Origin of the sequence: Streptomyces fungicidicus (genome assembly GCF_003665435.1) — a bacterium.
Lineage (GTDB): Bacteria > Actinomycetota > Actinomycetes > Streptomycetales > Streptomycetaceae > Streptomyces > Streptomyces fungicidicus.
In genome coordinates this window covers 2645593-2665538 of the sequence record NZ_CP023407.1, presented here as the reverse complement: position 1 = coordinate 2665538, position 19946 = coordinate 2645593, and the positions used below count along the sequence as shown (strand labels likewise).

General features: G+C 70.3%; 15 protein-coding genes. 14 read left to right on the top strand and 1 reads right to left on the bottom strand.

Annotation, left to right across the window (positions count from 1 at the left end; all coding sequences use genetic code 11):
* The first annotated feature begins 39 nt into the window (after positions 1–39).
* Complete coding sequence (locus tag CNQ36_RS11980; RefSeq protein WP_004931352.1) at positions 40–720, top strand: ATP-dependent Clp protease proteolytic subunit; 681 nt, start codon at positions 40–42, stop codon at positions 718–720.
* Positions 721–903: 183 nt separating this feature from the next.
* Positions 904–2190 (top strand): ATP-dependent Clp protease ATP-binding subunit ClpX, encoded by a 1287-nt coding sequence (gene clpX, locus CNQ36_RS11975; RefSeq protein ID WP_004931355.1) that lies wholly within the window; start codon positions 904–906, stop codon positions 2188–2190.
* Positions 2191–2249: 59 nt separating this feature from the next.
* Here the strand turns inward: clpX and CNQ36_RS11970 are convergent, their stop codons facing one another.
* Positions 2250–3221: a hypothetical protein gene (locus CNQ36_RS11970; RefSeq protein WP_004931357.1), complete on the bottom strand. Its 972-nt coding sequence runs from the start codon at positions 3219–3221 to the stop codon at positions 2250–2252.
* Between the two features lie 137 nt (positions 3222–3358).
* On the opposite strand from CNQ36_RS11970, the gene CNQ36_RS11965 reads away from it, so the two are divergent.
* The 12 genes from CNQ36_RS11965 (at position 3359) to CNQ36_RS11910 (ending at position 19900) form a co-directional block, all read left to right on the top strand.
* On the top strand, positions 3359–5983 hold the full coding sequence (locus CNQ36_RS11965) for a valine--tRNA ligase (RefSeq protein ID WP_121545976.1): 2625 nt from the start codon (positions 3359–3361) through the stop codon (positions 5981–5983).
* 140 nt (positions 5984–6123) lie between these two features.
* Positions 6124–7200, top strand: a complete 1077-nt coding sequence (locus CNQ36_RS11960; RefSeq protein WP_121545975.1) for an acyltransferase family protein — start codon at positions 6124–6126, stop codon at positions 7198–7200.
* A gap of 54 nt (positions 7201–7254) precedes the next feature.
* Entirely contained in the window at positions 7255–8775 is a 1521-nt protein-coding gene (folC, locus tag CNQ36_RS11955) for a bifunctional tetrahydrofolate synthase/dihydrofolate synthase (RefSeq protein WP_121545974.1), read from the top strand.
* 6 nt (positions 8776–8781) lie between these two features.
* Positions 8782–9132, top strand: a complete 351-nt coding sequence (locus tag CNQ36_RS11950) for a DUF4233 domain-containing protein (RefSeq protein ID WP_004931364.1) — start codon at positions 8782–8784, stop codon at positions 9130–9132.
* A gap of 63 nt (positions 9133–9195) precedes the next feature.
* Entirely contained in the window at positions 9196–9609 is a 414-nt protein-coding gene (gene ndk, locus CNQ36_RS11945) for a nucleoside-diphosphate kinase (protein WP_121545973.1), read from the top strand.
* Positions 9610–9913: 304 nt separating this feature from the next.
* Positions 9914–10933, top strand: coding sequence for a rod shape-determining protein (locus CNQ36_RS11940; protein WP_004931372.1), 1020 nt, complete (start codon positions 9914–9916; stop codon positions 10931–10933).
* A 162-nt stretch (positions 10934–11095) separates the two neighbouring features.
* Positions 11096–12037, top strand: coding sequence for a rod shape-determining protein MreC (mreC, locus tag CNQ36_RS11935; RefSeq protein WP_004931373.1), 942 nt, complete (start codon positions 11096–11098; stop codon positions 12035–12037).
* Between the two features lie 13 nt (positions 12038–12050).
* Complete coding sequence (gene mreD / locus CNQ36_RS11930; protein ID WP_004931375.1) at positions 12051–12719, top strand: rod shape-determining protein MreD; 669 nt, start codon at positions 12051–12053, stop codon at positions 12717–12719.
* A 114-nt stretch (positions 12720–12833) separates the two neighbouring features.
* Positions 12834–15122 carry a penicillin-binding protein 2 gene (gene mrdA, locus CNQ36_RS11925; protein WP_121545972.1) on the top strand — a complete coding sequence of 763 codons (2289 nt, stop codon included), beginning with the start codon at positions 12834–12836 and terminating at the stop codon, positions 15120–15122.
* The gene (rodA, locus tag CNQ36_RS11920) at positions 15119–16321 is read left to right on the top strand and encodes a rod shape-determining protein RodA (protein WP_121545971.1); all 1203 of its coding nucleotides are present in this window, start codon (positions 15119–15121) and stop codon (positions 16319–16321) included. Before mrdA ends, rodA begins: the two co-directional genes overlap by 4 nt.
* 59 nt (positions 16322–16380) lie before the next feature.
* Positions 16381–17886 (top strand): CYTH and CHAD domain-containing protein, encoded by a 1506-nt coding sequence (locus CNQ36_RS11915; protein ID WP_121545970.1) that lies wholly within the window; start codon positions 16381–16383, stop codon positions 17884–17886.
* Positions 17887–17950: 64 nt separating this feature from the next.
* Positions 17951–19900 (top strand): TIGR03960 family B12-binding radical SAM protein, encoded by a 1950-nt coding sequence (locus tag CNQ36_RS11910; protein ID WP_040907211.1) that lies wholly within the window; start codon positions 17951–17953, stop codon positions 19898–19900.
* Positions 19901–19946: the final 46 nt, after the last annotated feature.

Here is a 19946-nt window from a genome sequence, read left to right as displayed (position 1 = left end):
GCCCCAGCCGACCGCCTCAGCCCCCTTCCAGGAGACACCGTGAACGACTTCCCCGGCAGCGGCCTGTACGACCGTGCCCGCGCCGAGTACACCGGCCCCGCGGCCGAGTCCCGTTACGTCATCCCGCGCTTCGTGGAGCGCACCTCGCAGGGCATCCGCGAGTACGACCCGTACGCGAAGCTCTTCGAGGAGCGCGTGATCTTCCTCGGCGTCCAGATCGACGACGCCTCCGCCAACGACGTCATGGCGCAGCTGCTGTGCCTGGAGTCGATGGACCCCGACCGGGACATCTCGGTCTACATCAACAGCCCCGGCGGCTCCTTCACCGCGCTCACGGCGATCTACGACACGATGCAGTACGTGAAGCCGGACATCCAGACGGTCTGCATGGGCCAGGCCGCCTCCGCCGCCGCCGTCCTGCTGGCCGCCGGCACGCCCGGCAAGCGCATGGCGCTGCCGAACGCGCGTGTGCTGATCCACCAGCCGTACAGCGAGACGGGCCGCGGCCAGGTCTCCGACCTGGAGATCGCCGCCAACGAGATCCTCCGGATGCGCTCGCAGCTGGAGGAGATGCTGGCGAAGCACTCCACCCGGCCGATCGACAAGATCCGCGAGGACATCGAGCGCGACAAGATCCTCACGGCCGAGGACGCGCTGGAGTACGGCCTGATCGACCAGATCATCACCACCCGGAAGATGGACAACTCCAGCCTGCGCTGACGCGAGGCGGGGGTGTAACGTCTGCCGCCCCTTGGCACGGTTTGGCACGGTCCACGTCAAAGTGAACCGTGCCAAGGGGGGCCCGAACGAGGGGCCAGGCAAGGTACCGTCGGACATAAGGCAGCACCAGGAGCCGCCGGACATTGACGTCCGGGCGTCTCCCAGGCGAAGGGGAAGCACACCGTGGCACGCATCGGTGACGGCGGCGATCTGCTCAAGTGCTCGTTCTGCGGCAAGAGCCAGAAGCAGGTCAAGAAGCTCATCGCAGGGCCCGGTGTGTACATCTGCGACGAGTGCATCGACCTCTGCAACGAGATCATCGAGGAAGAACTCGCGGAGACCAGTGAGGTCCGCTGGGAGGAGCTTCCCAAGCCCCGCGAGATCTACGAGTTCCTCGAGGGGTACGTGGTGGGGCAGGAGGCGGCCAAGAAGGCGCTCTCCGTCGCCGTGTACAACCACTACAAGCGCGTCCAGGCCGGCGAGAACGGCGGCGCCCAGGGCCGTGAGGACGCCATCGAGCTGGCGAAGTCCAACATCCTCCTGCTGGGCCCCACGGGCTCCGGCAAGACCCTGCTGGCCCAGACCCTCGCCCGGATGCTGAACGTCCCGTTCGCGATCGCCGACGCCACGGCGCTCACCGAGGCGGGATACGTCGGCGAGGACGTCGAGAACATCCTGCTGAAGCTGATCCAGGCGGCCGACTACGACGTCAAGAAGGCCGAGACCGGGATCATCTACATCGACGAGATCGACAAGGTCGCCCGCAAGAGCGAGAACCCGTCGATCACGCGTGACGTCAGCGGCGAGGGCGTCCAGCAGGCCCTGCTGAAGATCCTCGAGGGCACCACGGCCTCCGTGCCGCCGCAGGGCGGCCGCAAGCACCCGCACCAGGAGTTCATCCAGATCGACACGACGAACGTGCTGTTCATCGTGGGCGGCGCCTTCGCCGGACTGGAGAAGATCATCGAGGGCCGGGCCGGCGCCAAGGGCATCGGCTTCGGCGCGACGATCCGCTCCAAGCGGGAGATGGAGTCCAAGGACCAGTTCGAGGAGGTCATGCCGGAGGACCTGGTCAAGTTCGGCATGATCCCCGAGTTCATCGGCCGGCTCCCCGTCATCACCTCGGTCCACAACCTCGACCGCGAGGCCCTGCTCCAGATCCTCGTCGAGCCGCGCAACGCGCTGGTCAAGCAGTACCAGCGCCTCTTCGAACTCGACGGCGTGGAGCTGGACTTCGAGCGTGAGGCGCTGGAGGCCATCGCCGACCAGGCCATCCTTCGCCAGACCGGCGCCCGCGGCCTGCGCGCCATCATGGAGGAAGTCCTCCAGGGCGTGATGTACGAGGTCCCGTCCCGCAAGGACGTCGCCCGCGTGGTCATCACGGCGGACGTGGTCCTGTCCAACGTCAACCCGACCCTCATCCCGCGCGACGCCCGCGGCCGTGGCTCGGGCGAACAGAAGACGGCGTAACACCCACACGAAAGGGGCCCCGGTCGAGTCGACCGGGGCCCCTTTCGTGTGCGTACGTCTCAGGCCTTGACGCGGATCTGCTCGCGGAGCTTGGTGGTGAGGTCGACCGCGGTGTCCTTGTTGACGCCCGTGCCGCTGTTGTCGCCGGGCGAGACCATGGCGACCGTGCTGTGGTCGGCCCAGGCGCAGAACCAGTCGGTCGACTCCTTCTTGGTGAGCGCGTTGGTGGCCTTGGTCGACTGGCACTTGGCGACGGCGCCGTCGATCTCGACCTCCTCGGGCTCGCCGACCAGTTCGGCGTTCTGCATGCCCCCGGTGTCGCTGGTGGAGCTCTCCTTGACTTCCTTCTGGATGTTGGCGAAGAACTTGTCCAGCACGGTCTGGGGCTCGGAGATCTCGCCGTAACCGCCCACCATGGTCATGCCCTTGGCGGTCAGCAGCTCGGCCTGGTCGGGAATGGTGGTCGGGTCCTGGGGGTCGTATCCGCTGAAGTCGGCGGTCGACCACTGTCCGACGACGGCCGTGCCGTTCTTGACGCCGCTCTTCGCCATGTCCTTCGCGGTGCTGGCATCGCTCGCCTGGTTACCGTCGCCGACCCGCTTGTACTCGCCGAGCACCGTCTCCGGCGTCGACAGCTTGTGCGCGCCGTCGTCCTCCAGGCCGCCGGCGCCGCCGCCCCCGCCGATCACGAAGTACGCGCCCACGCCGATCGCCGCCACGACCGCGACCGCGCCGATGACGATCCCGGCCGTCTTGCCGCCGCCGCCGGAGGCTGGGGGCTGGGGCGGCATGCCGTACTGGGGCTGGCCGGCCTGCTGCGGGTAGCCGTAACCGGGCTGGCCGGGCGGCGGCGCCTGCTGGGGGTACCCGTAACCGGGCTGGCCGGGCGGCGGGGCCTGCTGGGGGTAGCCGTAGCCGGGCTGACCGCCGGGCTGCGGAGCCTGCGGCTGCTGGCCGTAGGGACCCGGCTGGCCGTACGGCCCGGGCTGCTGGGGCTGCCCGCCGTACGGGCCCGGCTGGTTGTAGCTCATTACTGGGTTCCCCTCCAGATGCTTATGCGTTGCTGACATCCTGACTCAGGAGTCATGCGTTCAGGCCAGTGGGGGTCGCACCGTTACAAAGGAAACGCGTTTCGGGACAGGTCCGTGACGCCTCTAAACTGAGCCCCGTGACCGAGAACGCTCAGCAGGAGCCACCAGCGCCCATCACCGAACTGCCGACCCAGTACGCGCCGGCCGATGTAGAGGGGCCGCTGTACGAGCGCTGGGTAGAGCGCGGTTACTTCGAGGCGGACGCCGGGAGCGACAAGCCCCCGTACACCGTCGTCATCCCGCCGCCGAACGTCACGGGCAGCCTGCACCTCGGGCACGCCTTCGAGCACACGCTCATCGACGCCCTGACCCGGCGCAAGCGCATGCAGGGCTTCGAGACGCTGTGGCAGCCCGGCATGGACCACGCCGGCATCGCCACACAGAACGTCGTCGAGCGCGAGCTGGGCAAGGAGGGCAAGTCCCGGCACGACCTCGGCCGTGAGGCGTTCATCGAGCGCGTCTGGCAGTGGAAGGGCGAGTCCGGCGGACAGATCTCCGGCCAGATGCGCCGCCTCGGCGACGGCGTCGCCTGGTCGCGCGAGCGCTTCACCATGGACGAGGGCCTGTCGACTGCCGTCCAGACCATCTTCAAGCGGCTCTACGACGACGAGCTGATCTACCGCGCCGAGCGCATCATCAACTGGTGCCCGCGCTGTCTGACCGCGATCTCCGACATCGAGGTCGACTACCAGGAGGACGACGGCGAGCTCGTCTCCATGAAGTACGGCGAGGGGGACGACACCATCGTCGTCGCCACGACCCGCGCGGAGACGATGCTCGGTGACACGGCCGTCGCCGTCCACCCCGACGACGAGCGCTACAAGCACCTCGTCGGCAAGCACATCAGGCTGCCGCTGACCGACCGTTCCATCCCGGTCGTCGCGGACGAGCACGTCGACCCCGAGTTCGGCACCGGCGCCGTCAAGGTGACCCCGGCCCACGACCCGAACGACTTCGAGATCGGCCGGCGGCACGACCTGCCCGCCATCGCCGTGATGGACGAGCACGCCGTCATCACCGCCCACGGCCCCTTCCAGGGCCTGGACCGGCTCGAGGCCCGCTCCGCCATCGTCGCCGCGCTGCGCGCCGAGGGCCGGATCGTCGCCGAGAAGCGGCCCTACGTCCACTCCGTCGGCCACTGCTCGCGCTGCAAGACCACCATCGAGCCGCGGCTGTCCCTGCAGTGGTGGGTCAAGGTCGCCCCGCTGGCGAAGGCGGCGGGCGACGCGGTCCGCGACGGCCGCGTCAAGATCCACCCGCAGGAGATGGAGAAGCGGTACTTCGACTGGGTCGACAACCTCCACGACTGGTGCATCTCGCGCCAGTTGTGGTGGGGCCACCGCATCCCGGTCTGGTACGGGCCGAACGGCGAGATCGTCTGCGTCGGACCGGACGACGAGGCGCCGACCGGCGAGGGCTGGCACCAGGACACCGACGTCCTGGACACCTGGTTCTCCTCCGGCCTGTGGCCGTTCTCCACGCTCGGCTGGCCCGAGCAGACCGAGTCCCTCGCGAAGTTCTATCCGAACTCCGTCCTGGTCACCGGCTACGACATCCTTTTCTTCTGGGTCGCCCGGATGATGATGTTCGGCCTGTACGCGATGGACGGCACCCCGCCGTTCCACACCATCGCCCTGCACGGCATGGTCCGCGACCAGTTCGGCAAGAAGATGTCGAAGTCCTTCGGCAACGCGGTCAACCCGCTGGACTGGATGGACAAGTACGGCAGCGACGCGCTCAGGTTCACGCTCGCCCGTGGCGCGAACCCGGGTGTCGACGTCCCGATCGGCGAGGACTGGGTCCAGGGCTCGCGCAACTTCGCCAACAAGATCTGGAACGCCACCCGTTTCGCGCTGATGAACGGCGCGACGGTCGAGGGGCCGCTGCCGGACGCGTCCGCGATGTCGTCGACCGACCGCTGGATCCTGTCCCGGCTGAACTCGGTCGTCGCCGAAGTCGACGCGTACTACGACGACTTCCAGTTCGCCAAGCTGTCGGACGCGCTGTTCCACTTCGCCTGGGACGAGGTCTTCGACTGGTACGTCGAGCTGTCCAAGACGACGTTCCAGGCGGGCGGCGAGCCTGCCGAGGTCAGCAAGCGGGTCCTCGGCGAGGTCCTCGACGTCACGCTGCGGCTGCTGCACCCGGTGGTCCCGTTCGTCACGGAGACCCTCTGGACCACGCTGACCGGTGGTGAGTCCGTCGTCATCGCCGACTGGCCGGCCGACAGCGGGTTCCGGGACGCGGACGCCGAGCGGGAGATCGGGACGCTCCAGTCGGTGATCACCGAGGTCCGCCGGTTCCGCGCCGACCAGGGCCTGCAGCCCGGCCAGCGGGTCCCGGCCCGGCTGACCCTCGACGGCACGGCGCTCGCCGCGCACGAGCCGGCCGTCCGCCAGCTGCTGCGCCTGCAGCCGGAGGGCGAGTCCTTCACGGCCACCGCGACCCTGCCGGTCGCGGGCGTCGAGGTCGCGCTGGACCTGTCCGGTGTGATCGACGTCGCCGCCGAGCGCAAGCGGCTCGCCAAGGACCTGGCCGCCGCCGAGAAGGAGAAGGCCCAGGCGACGGCCAAGCTCGGCAACGAGGCGTTCCTGGCGAAGGCCCCGGACCACGTGGTGGAGAAGATCCGCACGCGGCTGGCGAAGGCGGACGAGGACATCGCCCGCATCACGTCCCAGCTGGACCGCCTGCCCGGCGCCTGACGGAAGTCGCCCGGACACGCACGGCCCCCGACCGCTCAGGTCGGGGGCCGTTCACGTCGTGGTGGGCGGCGTGTAACCCGGCCGGGGGAGCCTGCGGTTTTGCCCACCGCCAGGACCACGCAGTCAGGAGCACCCCCACGATGCCCCGCACCGCGCCCCCCACCGCCGCACCGACCGCCGGACCGGCCGCGCAGCCGGCCGCCGCACCGGCCGCGCGGGGCGGACCCGGCCGTGAACGGCGCGACGACATCGACCTGCTGCGGGTCGTCTGCACCGCGGCGGTCGTACTGGTGCACGCCTCCGCCGAGTTCCTCGACGCCGGCCACCGCACCACCGGCGTCCTCGGCGACTCGGCGGGCCGGTTCGCCGTGCCGGCGTTCTTCGCGATGGCCGGCTGGGCGGCCCTGGTCGGCTCGCCCGTGCGCGGCGACGCCCAGCTCCTCACCCGCCTCGGACGGATCCTGCGCCCGATGACGGTGTGGACGGCCGTCTACCTCCTCTGGCAGTACCTGTCCGGGCGGCAGCCGCCGCACGAAGGCCTCAGGGACGCGGCCCACGCGCTGTTCGGCTCCGTCGAGCCCGCCTTCCACCTCTGGTACCTCTACACCTACGTGCCGCTCCTGCTGCTCCTCGGCGTCGCCGTGCTCGTCCTCGGGCGGCGCGCGGCGCCCCGCAGGTCGCTGCTGCTGCTCGCCGCGTTCGCCGTGGCGCCGGCGTTCGCCGGGGACGCGCGGACCCTCACCGGGCTGCCCCTGCCCTCCTGGGACTGGAGCGTGTCGCTGTACTCGCTGGCCTACGCGGTGGCGGGCGCGGCCCTGCTCGCCGCCCGGCGTCGCGGCCCGCGCGGGCTGTGGCTCGCGGGCACGGCGGCCGCCCTCGTCGCCCTCACGGTGTACCAGCTCACCGTGCGGCACCCCGCCGCGTACGGCAGCGTGGCGGTGGCCGCGCCGACCTTCGCCCTGCTCGGCGCGGTGAGCGGGGTGCGGGTGCCGGAGAGGGCGCGGGCGCTGCTGGGGCGGCTGTCGGACGCCTCGTTCGGGACGTACCTGGTGCACCTGCTGTTCGTGACGGTGCTGGTGGGGCCCGTCGCGGAGGCGGTGCCGCACGGGATCGCGGCGCCCGTGGCGCTCGCCGTGACGGCGGTGGCCGCCGCCGTGCTGTCCTTCGCCGTGAGCGTCCTGTGGGGCCGGCTGGGGATGCGCAAGTGGCTCGGCTGACCGGGGACCCCGGGCCTGCCGGACGCCGTCCGGGCCGCCCGTAGACTGGGCACCGTGAGCGAGCGCCCAGAATCAGCAGGTCCCGACCCGGACGACACCTTCGACGAGTTCGCGGAGCTCGTCGGGGAGGAGACCCGCCGCGACCCCGACCTCGCGGTCATCGAGGCCGGCAGCCGCACCCTGCGCACCCAGGGCGGCCGGCCGCACGCGGACGTCCCCGGGCGCCCCGAGGACCCCGAGGTCGACAGGGCGCTGCGCGAGGTCGAGGCGGAGCTCGCCACCCGCTGGGGCGAGACCAAGCTGGAGCCCTCGGTCGCCCGGATCGCCGCGCTGATGGACGTCCTGGGCGAGCCGCAGCGCTCGTACCCCTCGATCCACATCACCGGCACCAACGGCAAGACGTCCACCGCCCGCATGATCGAGGCGCTGCTCGGCGCCTTCGAGCTGCGCACCGGCCGGTACACCTCCCCGCACGTCCAGTCGGTCACCGAGCGGATCAGCCTGGATGGGGCCCCGGTCTCCGCCGAGCGGTTCATCGAGACGTACCAGGACGTCAAGCCGTACGTCGAGATGGTCGACTCCCAGCAGGAGTACCGGCTGTCCTTCTTCGAGGTGCTGACCGGCATGGCGTACGCCGCCTTCGCCGACGCCCCCGTGGACGTGGCGGTCGTCGAGGTCGGCATGGGCGGCAGCTGGGACGCGACGAACGTGATCGACGCCGGCGTCGCCGTGGTGACGCCCATCGACCTGGACCACACCGACCGGCTCGGCGGCACGCCCGCCGAGATCGCCACCGAGAAGTCCGGCATCGTCAAGCGGGGCGCGACGGTGATCATGGCGCAGCAGCCGGTGGACGCGGCGCAGGTGCTGCTGAAGAAGGCCGTCGAGACCGACGCGACGGTGGCCCGCGAGGGACTGGAGTTCGGCGTCGTGGCCCGGCAGGTCGCCGTCGGCGGCCAGCTGGTGACGCTGCGCGGACTCGGCGGCGAGTACCCCGAGCTGTACCTGCCGCTGCACGGCGAGCACCAGGCGCACAACGCGGCCGTGGCGCTCGCCGCCGTGGAGGCGTTCTTCGGCGTCGGCGCGGAGCGCCCGCAGCCGCTGGACGTCGACACCGTGCGCAAGGCCTTCGCCGCCGTCGCCTCCCCGGGCCGCCTGGAGGTCGTACGGCGGTCGCCGACCGTCGTCCTGGACGCCGCCCACAACCCGGCGGGCGCGCGGGCGGCCGCCGCGTCGATCGGCGAGGCGTTCCAGTTCAGCCGGCTCATCGGCGTGGTCGGCGCGAGCGGCGACAAGAACGTGCGGGGGCTGCTGGAGGCGTTCGAGCCGGTGTTCGCCGAGGTCGTCGTCACGCAGAACTCCAGCCACCGCGCGATGGACGCCGACGAACTGGCCGGCATCGCCGTCGAGGTGTTCGGCGAGGACCGCGTCCAGGTCGAGCCGCGGCTGCCGGACGCCCTGGAGGCCGCGATCACGCTGGCCGAGGAGGAGGGCGAGTTCGCCGGCGGCGGTGTGCTCGTCACCGGTTCCGTCATCACCGTCGGCGAGGCCCGACTGCTCCTGGGGAGGGGCTGAGATCCCGTGCGTACGCTCTGTGCTTCGACGCTGATCGGCGAGTTCTTCATCATCGGTTTCGCCGGGCTGGTCGCCATGAAGGACGGCGACCTGTCCACCGCCACGGTGTGGACGGTCTGCGGCATCGCGATGTTCCTGTCCGTGGCCCTGTGCGGGATGATCACCCGGCCGGGCGGGGTGGCCCTGGGCTGGGCGCTGCAGCTCGCCCTCATCGCCTCCGGCGTCTTCGTCCCGATGATGTTCTTCATGGGCGCGGTGTTCGCGCTGCTGTGGTGGACCTCGGTGCACTACGGGCGAAAGGTGGACGAAGCGAAGGCCCGTTTCGCCGCCCGGGCCGACCAGCCTGACGCTGCGTGACAGCGGCCGCGACACGCCCGGTAACCTCGTCTTTCCGCACAACTTCACGCAAGGAGCTCCGTCGTGACCCAGCGCACCCTCGTCCTGCTCAAGCCCGACGCGGTCCGCCGTGGCCTGACCGGCGAGATCATCAGCCGCGTCGAGCGCAAGGCGGGCTGGCGGATCACCGCGCTGGAGCTGCGCACCCTGGACCAGGACACGCTGGAGCAGCACTACGGCGAGCACAAGGGCAAGCCGTTCTACGAGCCGCTGGTGGAGTTCATGGCCTCCGGGCCGGTCGTGGCGATGATCGTCGAGGGTGAGCGGGTCATCGAGGGCCTGCGCAAGCTGGCGGGCCCCACCGACCCGATCGCCGCCGAGCCGGGTTCGATCCGCGGGGACTTCGGCGTCATCGTCCGGGAGAACCTGATCCACGCCTCCGACTCGGAGGATTCCGCCGAGCGCGAGGTCAAGATCTTCTTCCCCGGCCGGGCGTAACCGCGCGCATAACGATCACATCGCGGCCGCGTCCCGCGCGTTTGGCCGCCGTCGGGCGGTCTGGGGGCTTTGCCCCCGGGCCTTTTTTCGCATATGCGTGGCGTTCGGGGGAACGGATGCCCCCGATGGGACGTCTGCACAAGCAGCGGGACCCGCCATCTGATGACAATGGCGAAGACCCTCGCACGGTGTTCGCGAAGGCGCGTCTACGATGGAACCCTTCACGTCACCGCACCCACCTCGCCAACCTGAAAAGCCCTCAAAAGCTCGTGGGAAGGCCAGTCGAATCCTGATGGGGAACTCAATGTCGTTCATCGGCCGTGACATGGCTGTCGACCTCGGGACCGCCAACACGCTGGTGTACGTCAGGGGTCGTGGGATCGTACTCAACGAGCCGTCCGTGGTCGCGATCAACACCAACACCGGTGGCATCCTCGCGGTCGGTGCCGAAGCCAAGAAGATGATCGGGCGCACGCCCGGCAACATCGTCGCCGTGCGTCCGCTGAAGGACGGCGTTATCGCCGACTTCGAGATCACCGAGCGGATGCTCCGCTACTTCATCCTGAAGATCCACAAGCGGCGGTATCTGGCTCGTCCGCGGGTCGTCGTCTGTGTGCCCTCGGGCATCACGGGCGTCGAGCGCCGCGCCGTCATCGAGGCGTCGTCCCAGGCCGGCGCCCGGCAGGTGCACATCATCGAGGAGCCCATGGCGGCCGCCATCGGCTCCGGGCTGCCGGTCCACGAGGCCACCGGCAACATGGTGGTGGACATCGGCGGCGGCACCACGGAGGTCGCGGTCATCTCCCTCGGCGGCATCGTCACCGCCCAGTCCATCCGTGTCGCGGGCGACGAGCTGGACAACGCGATCATCCAGCACATCAAGAAGGAGTACTCGCTCCTGCTGGGTGAGCGGACGGCCGAACAGATCAAGATCACGATCGGTTCGGCGTACGACCTCGACGCCGACGAACACACCGAGATCCGCGGCCGCGACCTGGTGTCCGGACTGCCGAAGACCGTGGTGATCTCCGCCGCCGAAGTGCGCAAGGCGATCGAGGAGCCCGTCAACGCCATCGTCGACGCCGTCAAGACGACCCTCGACAAGTGCCCGCCGGAGCTGTCCGGCGACATCATGGACCGGGGGATCGTGCTGACCGGCGGCGGGGCGCTGCTGCGCGGCCTCGACGAGCGGCTGCGCCGGGAGACGGGCATGCCGATCCACATCGCCGAGGACCCGCTGGACAGCGTCGCGCTCGGCTCCGGCAAGTGCGTCGAGGAGTTCGAGGCGCTCCAGCAGGTGCTGGACGCCCAGCCGCGCAGATGACACCGGCCCTCGACTCCGCCGTACGGGAGGTTCACCTCTCGTACGGCGGATCACTGGTATCGAGGCCTGAAAACCCCCACAACGCCTCAAAACAGCTCCACCACACCTGAACAGACCCCCACCTCATACCCGTTCTCGACGAGGAAGGCACGGCCGCCGCACGTGAGGGACACACGAGAGAGCCGGCTGCTCCTGGTGCTGCTGATCGCCATCGCGTTCGCACTGATCACGGTGGACATCCGCGGCGGGGAGGACTCACCGGTCGACGGTGCCCGACAGGCGGCGGCGACCGTCTTCGGCCCGATCGAGAACGGCGTGTCCGGCGCGGTCGACCCGATCGGCAACGCCGTCTCCGCAGTCCGCGAGTCCGGCGACAAGCACGACCGGCTCGCCGAACTGGAGCGGGAGAACACCGCGCTCAAGGCGGAACTCGGCAGCGACGACCGCGGCCGCAGCCGCCTCAAGCAGCTCGACAAACTGCTGAGCATCTCCGGCAAGGGCCAGTACGGCATCAAGGGCGCCCAGGTCATCGCCATAGGAGCGGCCCAGGGCTTCTCCTGGACCATCACCATCGACGCCGGCGCCAACGACGGCATCACCCGCGACATGACCGTCCTCAACGGCGACGGACTCGTCGGCCGGGTCACCACCGTCGGCCCGAACACCGCCACCGTGCTGCTCGCCAGCGACCCCGACTTCACCGTCGGCACCCGCATGGAGGCCGGCGACGAACTCGGCTTCGCCTCGGGGCAGGGCGACCGCCCGCTGCGCGTCGAACTCCTCAACGGCAAGGCCGAGATCAAGAAGGGCGACCGGCTGGTCACCTTCGGCTCGCAGGCCGACAAGCCGTTCGTGCCCGGCGTGCCCGTCGGCGTCGTCTCCCGCGTCGACCCCTCCGGCGGCGACCTCACCCGCACCCTCTACGTCACGCCGTTCGTCAGCTTCAGCAAGCTCGACGTCGTCGGCGTCGTCGTCCAGGCCCCCGAGAAGGACCCGCGCGACACGGTGCTGCCGAAGAAGCCCAAGCCGACCCCCACCCCGACCGTGACGGTGACCGTCACGCCCTCCGCCCCTGCCGACGGCCTGAACCAGCAAGAGCAGTAGGAGCTGTCACCCCATGCGCGTCAACCGGATCCTGCTCTCCAGCTCGCTGATCGTCGTCGCCCTGGTGATTCAGGTGAGCGTCCTCGCCCGCCTCCACCTCCCGGGCGCCGTCCCCGACCTGCTGCTGCTCACCGTCCTCGGCCTCGCCCTGGTCTACGGCCACGTCGGCGGCGCCCTCGTCGGCTTCGGCGCGGGCCTCCTCGCCGACCTTGCGCCGCCCGCCGACCACGCCGCCGGCCGCTACGCCCTCGTGCTCTGCGTCATCGGCTACCTCGCCGGACTCGTCAAGCCCGAGAGCGGCCAGGTCAGGTCCGCCACCGCCCCCATGGCCGTGGTCGTCGCCGCCGCGGTCGGCTCCACGCTGCTCTACGCCGGCGTCGGCGCCCTCGTCGGCGACACCGCCGCCCGTCATGTGGGCCTCAGCAGCCTGCTGTTCACCGCCGCGCTGTACGACCTGCTGCTCGCCCCGTTCGTCGTCCCCGGCGTCATGGCCCTGGCCCGGCGCGCCGAGAACGACCCGCTCGCCGAGACCAGCACCGGCAAGTCCGGCGACGTCTCCTCCGGCTACCTCTCCGGCGGCACCGGACTGCGCATCGGCGGCCAGCGGGGCGGACTGCGGGTCAAGGCGGCCCGCGCCCGGGTGGCCCGGGCCGGCCGCATCAAGGGGGTCAAGCGCCTGTGACCACCCACGACTTCACCGGAACGAGTGAACGGCGACGGAACGCCGCCACCCGGCCCGGCCGTTCACCACTCGTACTCGCACACCCGCACGCGCTCTGAGAGGGGAGGAAGCCGCGTGACCAACATCCCCGAGACCGGCCGCAGCACCCGGGTCCAGGTCCGGCTCGTCGTCATCCAGGTCCTCGTCATCTCCCTCCTCGGCACCCTCGGCGGGCGCCTGTGGTACCTCCAGATCCGCGAGGGCGACCAGTACGCCAAGGAGGCCTCCGGCAACCACGTCCAGCAGGTCGTCCAGCCCGCCGTCCGCGGCTCCATCCTGGACGCCCGCGGCGTGGCCCTCGCCGACAACGAGACCCGCCTGGTCGTCTCCGCCTCCCGCACCGAACTGCTGAAGATGAAGGACGACGGCAAGGCCGTCCTCACCAAGCTCGCCGGCGTCCTCGGCATGGACCCCGAAGAGGTCATGCTCAAGGTCCGCCTCTGCGACGCCGAGACCCCCCAGCCCTGCTGGAACGGCTCGCCGTACCAGCCCATCCCCATCACCGACGAGGCCACCGCCAAACAGGCCCTGCAGATCCGCGAGCGCGCCGAGGACTTCCCCGGCATCACCGCCGAACCGCAGGCCCTGCGCCGCTACGCGAGCCCCGGCAAGGCCAACACCGCCCAGGTCCTCGGCTACCTCTCACCCGTCACCGACGAGGAGATCACCCAGGCCGAGGACACCAGCTCGCCCTACCTGCGTTCCGACATGGTCGGCCGCTCCGGCCTGGAGCGCCAGTACGACAAGCAGCTGCGCGGCAAGGCCGGCGTCACCCGCTACGAGGTCGACAACCTCGGCCGCGTCATCGGCGAGGCCGAGGCCGACCCCGCCGAGGCCGGCGCCAACCTCGTCACCAGCATCGACTCCCGCGTCCAGCGCATCGCCGAGTACGAGCTGAACGAGGCGATGAAGGCCGCCCGCAAGGAGATGGACCGCAACACCAACCGCACCTACGAGGCCGACTCCGGCGCCGTCGTCGTCATGGAGGCCAAGACCGGCCGTGTCGTCGCCATGGCCTCCAACCCCACCTACGACCCCAACGCCTGGGTCGGCGGCATCTCCGCCAAGGACTACGCGACGCTCACCGGCAAGAAGTCCAACTACCCGCTGCTCAACCGCGCCATCCAGGGCCAGTCGGCACCCGGCTCCATCTTCAAGGTGATCCCCACGGCCGCCGCCATACAGGCCGGCTACTCCTTCGAAGGCCCCTACAACTGCTCCAGCTCGTACTCCATCGGCGGACAGGTCTTCAAGAACTTCGAGTCCCAGAACCACGGCGCGATCAGCCTCGGCCGCGCGCTGGAGGTCTCCTGCGACACCGTCTTCTACGCCCTCTCCCACGAGGAGTGGAAGCGCGACGGCGGCAACAAGCCGAAGAAGAACGCCCACGACTGGTTCTACAAGACCGCCCACCAGTTCGGCCTCGGCGAGGAAACCGGCATCGACCTGCCCAACGAGGTCACCGGCCGCGTCCCCGACCGCCAGTGGAAGCTCGACTACTGGAAGGCCAACAAGGACGTCTGGTGCAAGACCGGCAAGAAGGACGGCAGCTACGCGGAGCGCATCGCCTACGAGAACTGCCTCGAAGGCAACCGGCTGCGCGCCGGTGACTCCGTCAACTACTCCATCGGCCAGGGCGACACCCTCGTGACCCCCATCCAGATGGCCACCATCTACTCGGCCATCTCCAACGGCGGCACCCTCTACAACCCCACCGTCGGCAAGGCCGTCATCAGCCCCGACGGGAAGACCGTCACGGAGATCGAGCCCGAGGCGCACGGCAAGCTGCCCACCTCCAAGAAGACCCTCGCCCAGATGGACGAGGCCCTCGAGGGAGTCGCCACCCGCGGTACGGCCGCGTGGCGGTTCGGCGGCTGGCCCCAGGACGAGATCCCGATGCACGCCAAGACCGGTACCGCCGAGGTCTACGGCAAGCAGACCACCTCGTGGTTCGCGACGTACACCAAGGAATACTCGATCGTCATGACGATCTCCCAGGGCGGTACGGGCTCCGGCGCCTCGGGACCCGCCGTGCGCAACATCTACAACGCCCTCTACGGCGTATCGGAGAGCGGCGAGATCGACAAGAAGAAGGCACTGCTGCCCACACCGCAGAAGAACCTCCCCAAGGTCCGCACCGACGGCACCATCAAGTCCCCCAAGGTCTCCAAGGACCCCGCCAAGGACCGCGCCGCGAGCCCGTCGCCCGACGCGGGGGCCACCACTCCGCAGGAGGACCCCGCCGCGGACCCGCAGCAGCCCGGCACCGTCCCCTCACCGGAGATCGGCAACCGCGAGACCCGCCGCCGCCACCGGCGACGACGCGGCGGCACCGGCGGAAGAACGCGGAGGGCGGCGGCATGACCGGCGGCGTCAACAGCTTCCAGGTCTCCGGATACGGGCCGGAGCGGGCCGGCTGGACGCGGGTCTTCGCCCGCGACTCCCTGGCCCGGCGCCTCGACTGGCCGATACTGCTCTCGGCGATCGCCCTCTCCCTGCTGGGCTCGCTCCTGGTCTACTCGGCCACCCGCAACCGCACCGAACTCAACCAGGGCGACCCCTACTACTTCCTCGTCCGCCACTGGCTCAACACCGGCATCGGACTGGCCCTGATGGTCGGCGTCCTCTGGCTCGGCCACCGCGCCCTGCGCACGGCCGTGCCCCTGCTCTACGGCGCCTCCGTCTTCCTCATCCTGCTGGTGCTCACCCCGCTGGGCTCCACCATCAACGGCGCCCACTCCTGGATCAAGCTCCCCGGCGGCTTCTCCCTCCAGCCCTCCGAGTTCGTGAAGATCACGATCATCCTGGGCATGGCCATGCTGCTCGCCGCCCGCGTCGACGCGGGCGACAAACCGCACCCCGACCACCGCACGGTCCTCCAGGCACTCGGGCTCGCCGTCGTCCCCATGCTGATCGTGATGCTCATGCCCGACCTCGGGTCGGTCATGGTCATGGTCATCATCGTGCTCGGCGTGCTGCTCGCCTCCGGCGCCTCCAACCGCTGGATCTTCGGACTGATGAGCGCCGGCGCGATCGGAGCGGTCACCGTCTGGCAGCTCGGCATCCTCGACGAGTACCAGATCAACCGCTTCGCCGCCTTCGCCAACCCCGAACTCGACCCCGCGGGCGTCGGCTACAACACCAACCAGGCCCGCATCGCCATCGGCTCCGGCGGACTGAGCGGCTCCGGCCTCTTCCACGGCTCCCAGACCACCGGCCAGTTCGTCCCCGAACAGCAGACCGACTTCGTCTTCACCGTCGCCGGCGAGGAACTCGGCTTCGTCGGCGGCGCCCTCATCATCGGCCTGCTCGGCATCATCCTCTGGCGCGCCTGCCGCATCGCCCGCGACACCACCGACCTGTACGGCACGATCGTCGCCGCCGGCATCGTCGCCTGGTTCGCCTTCCAGGCCTTCGAGAACATCGGCATGACCCTCGGCATCATGCCCGTCACCGGCCTGCCCCTGCCCTTCGTCTCCTACGGCGGCTCCTCCATGTTCGCCGTCTGGCTGGCCGTGGGCCTGCTCCAGTCCATCCGCCTGCAACGGCCGATGTCCGCGTGACGCCACGGGTGCGGAGCGGCCCACTGCCGTTCCGCACCCACGGCGACTAGATTCGGTCCATGGCGGACACCAAGCGCGAGATCGAGCGAAAGTACGAGTCCGACGACGGCGCACTGCCGGACCTGACCCGCGTCCCCGGCGTCGCAACCGTCCTCGACAAGGGCGTCACCCACCTCGACGCCACCTACCACGACACCGCCGACCAACGCCTCACCGCCGCCTCCGTCACCCTGCGCCGCCGCACCGGCGGCTCCGACGCCGGCTGGCACCTGAAACTCCCCGTCGCCCCCGGCGTACGGGACGAGATCCGCGCACCCCTCTCCGACACCCTCCCCGGAGAACTCGCCACCCTCGTCCGCTCCCGCGCCCGCGACGCCGCACTGGGGCCCCTCGTCCGGCTGCGCACCGACCGCGACGTACGCCACCTGACCGACGCCGACGGCCGGCTGCTCGCCGAGGTCAGCGTCGACACCGTCCACGCCGAACGCCTCACCGGCACCGGCGGCACCGCCCGCTGGACCGAGATCGAGGTCGAACTCGCCGACGACGGCGACCCCGCCTTCCTCGACAAGGTCGACAAACGCCTGCGCAAGGCCGGCCTGCGCCCCTCCCCGTCGGGCTCGAAACTGGCCAGGGCCCTCGCCGGGACCGCATCCGCCGAGCCGCCCCGCCCCACCGGGAAACCCGTCACCGCCGGCGACCACGTCCTCGCCTACGTCCGCGCCCAGCGGGACGCCCTCGTCGACCTCGACCCCGCCGTACGCCAGGACACCCCCGACTCCGTGCACCGCATGAGGGTCGCCACCCGCCGCCTGCGCAGCACCTTCCGCTCCTTCCGCAGCATCCTCGACCGCACGGCCACCGACCCCATCGGCACCGACCTGAAGTGGCTGGCCGCCGAGCTCGGCCTGGACCGCGACCAGGAGGTCCTCGCCGAACGCCTCCGGTCCTCCCTCGCCGACGTCCCCGACACCCTCGTGGCCGGCCCCGTCGGCGACCGCCTCACCCGCTGGGCCGAGGCCCGCCACGCCGGAGCCCACGGCCGCCTCACCGGCATCCTCGACTCCCGCCGCTACCTCACCCTGCTCGACACCCTCGACGCCCTCCTGGCCGACCCGCCCCTGCGCGACGAGGCCGCGGCCACCCCCGACAAGGCCCTCACCAAGGCCGTGCGCAAGGACCTCGACAAGCTCACCGGCCTCGTCACCCGGGCCCTCGACCTCCCGCCCGGCGACGACCGCGACCTCGCCCTGCACGACGCCCGCAAGAAGACCAAGCGCACCCGGTACGCCGCCGAGGCCGCCACCCCGGCGCTCGGCAAACCGGCGAAGCGCCTCGTCAAGTCCATGAAGTCCCTCCAGGGCCTGCTCGGCGACCACCAGGACAGCGTCATGGCCCGCAGGACCCTGCGCGAACTCGCCGCCGTCGCCCACGCCGCCGGCGAGAGCGCCTTCACCTACGGCATCCTCTACGGCCGCGAGGAACACCGCGCGGCACTCGCCGAGAACGCCCTCCCCGAGGCCTGGGCGGCGCTCACCGAGGACCTCCGGCCCTGGACGGCGTAGGGAGTACCCCTCCGGCCGCGTTACGCTGAATGGTCACCCCACTCAGCACACAAAGGTTCGCGAGATGCCTGCCGAAGCCGCCGAGTCTGTGTTCCCGCAGCTCGAAGCTCTGCTCCCGCATGTGCAGAAGCCGATCCAGTACGTCGGCGGAGAGCTCAACTCCACGGTCAAGCCGTGGGAGAGCTGCGACGTCCGCTGGGCGCTCATGTACCCCGACGCCTACGAGGTCGGACTGCCCAACCAGGGCGTCATGATCCTCTACGAGGTCCTCAACGAGCAGGACGGCGTCCTCGCCGAGCGCACCTACAGCGTCTGGCCGGACCTCGAGGAGCTGATGCGGGAGCACCACGTCCCCCAGTTCACCGTGGACAGCCACCGCCCGGTCAAGGCCTTCGACGTGTTCGGCCTGAGCTTCTCCACCGAGCTCGGCTACACCAACATGCTCACCGCCCTCGACCTGGCCGGCATCCCCCTGGAGGCCAAGGACCGCGGCCTCGACGACCCGGTCGTCGTGGCCGGCGGCCACGCCGCCTTCAACCCCGAGCCGATCGCGGACTTCATCGACTGCGCGGTCATCGGCGACGGCGAACAGGCCGTCCTCGAGATCACGCGGATCGTCCGCGCCTGGAAGGAGGAGGGCCGCCCCGGCGGCCGCGAGGAACTCCTCCTCCGCCTGGCGAAGACCGGCGGGGTGTACGTCCCCGGCTTCTACGACGTCGAGTACCTCCCCGACGGCCGTATCGCCCGTGTCGTGCCCAACAGGTCGGGCGTCCCGTGGCGGGTCTCCAAGCACACGGTGATGGACCTCGACGAGTGGCCCTACCCCAAGCAGCCCCTCGTCCCGCTCGCCGAGACGGTCCACGAGCGGATGTCCGTGGAGATCTTCCGCGGCTGCACCCGCGGCTGCCGCTTCTGCCAGGCCGGCATGATCACCCGCCCGGTCCGCGAGCGCTCCATCACCGGCATCGGCGACATGGTCGACAAGGGCCTGAAGGCGACCGGCTTCGAAGAGGTCGGCCTGCTCTCGCTCTCCTCCGCCGACCACTCGGAGATCGGCGACATCGCCAAGGGCCTCGCCGACCGCTACGAAGAGGACAAGATCGGCCTCTCCCTGCCCTCCACCCGCGTCGACGCCTTCAACATCGACCTGGCCAACGAGCTGACCCGCAACGGCCGTCGCTCGGGCCTGACCTTCGCCCCGGAGGGCGGCTCGGAGCGCATCCGCAAGGTCATCAACAAGATGGTCTCCGAGGACGACCTGATCCGCACCGTCGCCACCGCCTACGGCAACGGCTGGCGCCAGGTGAAGCTGTACTTCATGTGCGGCCTGCCCACCGAGACCGACGACGACGTCCTCCAGATCGCCGACATGGCCACCCGGGTGATCGCCAAGGGCCGCGAGGTCTCCGGCTCCAACGACATCCGCTGCACGGTCTCCATCGGCGGTTTCGTCCCCAAGCCGCACACCCCCTTCCAGTGGGCCCCGCAGCTCTCCGCCGAGCAGACGGACGAGCGCCTCACCAAGCTCCGCGACAAGATCCGCGGCGACAAGAAGTACGGGCGTTCCATCGGCTTCCGCTACCACGACGGCAAGCCCGGCATCGTCGAGGGCCTGCTCTCCCGCGGCGACCGCCGCATCGGCGCGGTCATCCGCGCGGTCTACGAGGACGGCGGCCGCTTCGACGGCTGGCGCGAGCACTTCTCCTACGACCGCTGGATGGACTGCGCCGACAAGGCCCTGGTGCAGTTCGGCGTGGACGTCGACTGGTACACCACCCGCGAGCGCACCTACGAGGAGGTCCTCCCCTGGGACCACCTCGACTCCGGCCTCGACAAGGACTGGCTCTGGGAGGACTGGCAGGACGCCCTCGACGAGACGGAGGTCGAGGACTGCCGCTGGACCCCGTGCTTCGACTGCGGCGTGTGCCCGCAGATGGACACTTCCATCCAGATCGGCCCGACCGGCAAGAAGCTGCTGCCGCTGACGGTCAAGAACGCGGCGTCCGCTTCCTGACGGCGTATGCCGAAGCCCCCTCCACCTGCGGTGGAGGGGGGCTTCC

Bases quoted from the DNA above. Each gene is read 5' to 3' on its own strand.
- CNQ36_RS11970 (WP_004931357.1), bottom strand. From the start codon at position 3,221: ATGAGCTACAACCAGCCGGGCCCGTACGGCGGGCAGCCCCAGCAGCCC.
- CNQ36_RS11960 (WP_121545975.1), top strand. From the start codon at position 6,124: ATGCCCCGCACCGCGCCCCCCACCGCCGCACCGACCGCCGGACCGGCC.
- CNQ36_RS11940 (WP_004931372.1), top strand. From the start codon at position 9,914: ATGTCGTTCATCGGCCGTGACATGGCTGTCGACCTCGGGACCGCCAAC.
- mreD (WP_004931375.1), top strand. From the start codon at position 12,051: ATGCGCGTCAACCGGATCCTGCTCTCCAGCTCGCTGATCGTCGTCGCC.
- rodA (WP_121545971.1), top strand. From the start codon at position 15,119: ATGACCGGCGGCGTCAACAGCTTCCAGGTCTCCGGATACGGGCCGGAG.
- CNQ36_RS11915 (WP_121545970.1), top strand. From the start codon at position 16,381: ATGGCGGACACCAAGCGCGAGATCGAGCGAAAGTACGAGTCCGACGAC.
- CNQ36_RS11910 (WP_040907211.1), top strand. From the start codon at position 17,951: ATGCCTGCCGAAGCCGCCGAGTCTGTGTTCCCGCAGCTCGAAGCTCTG.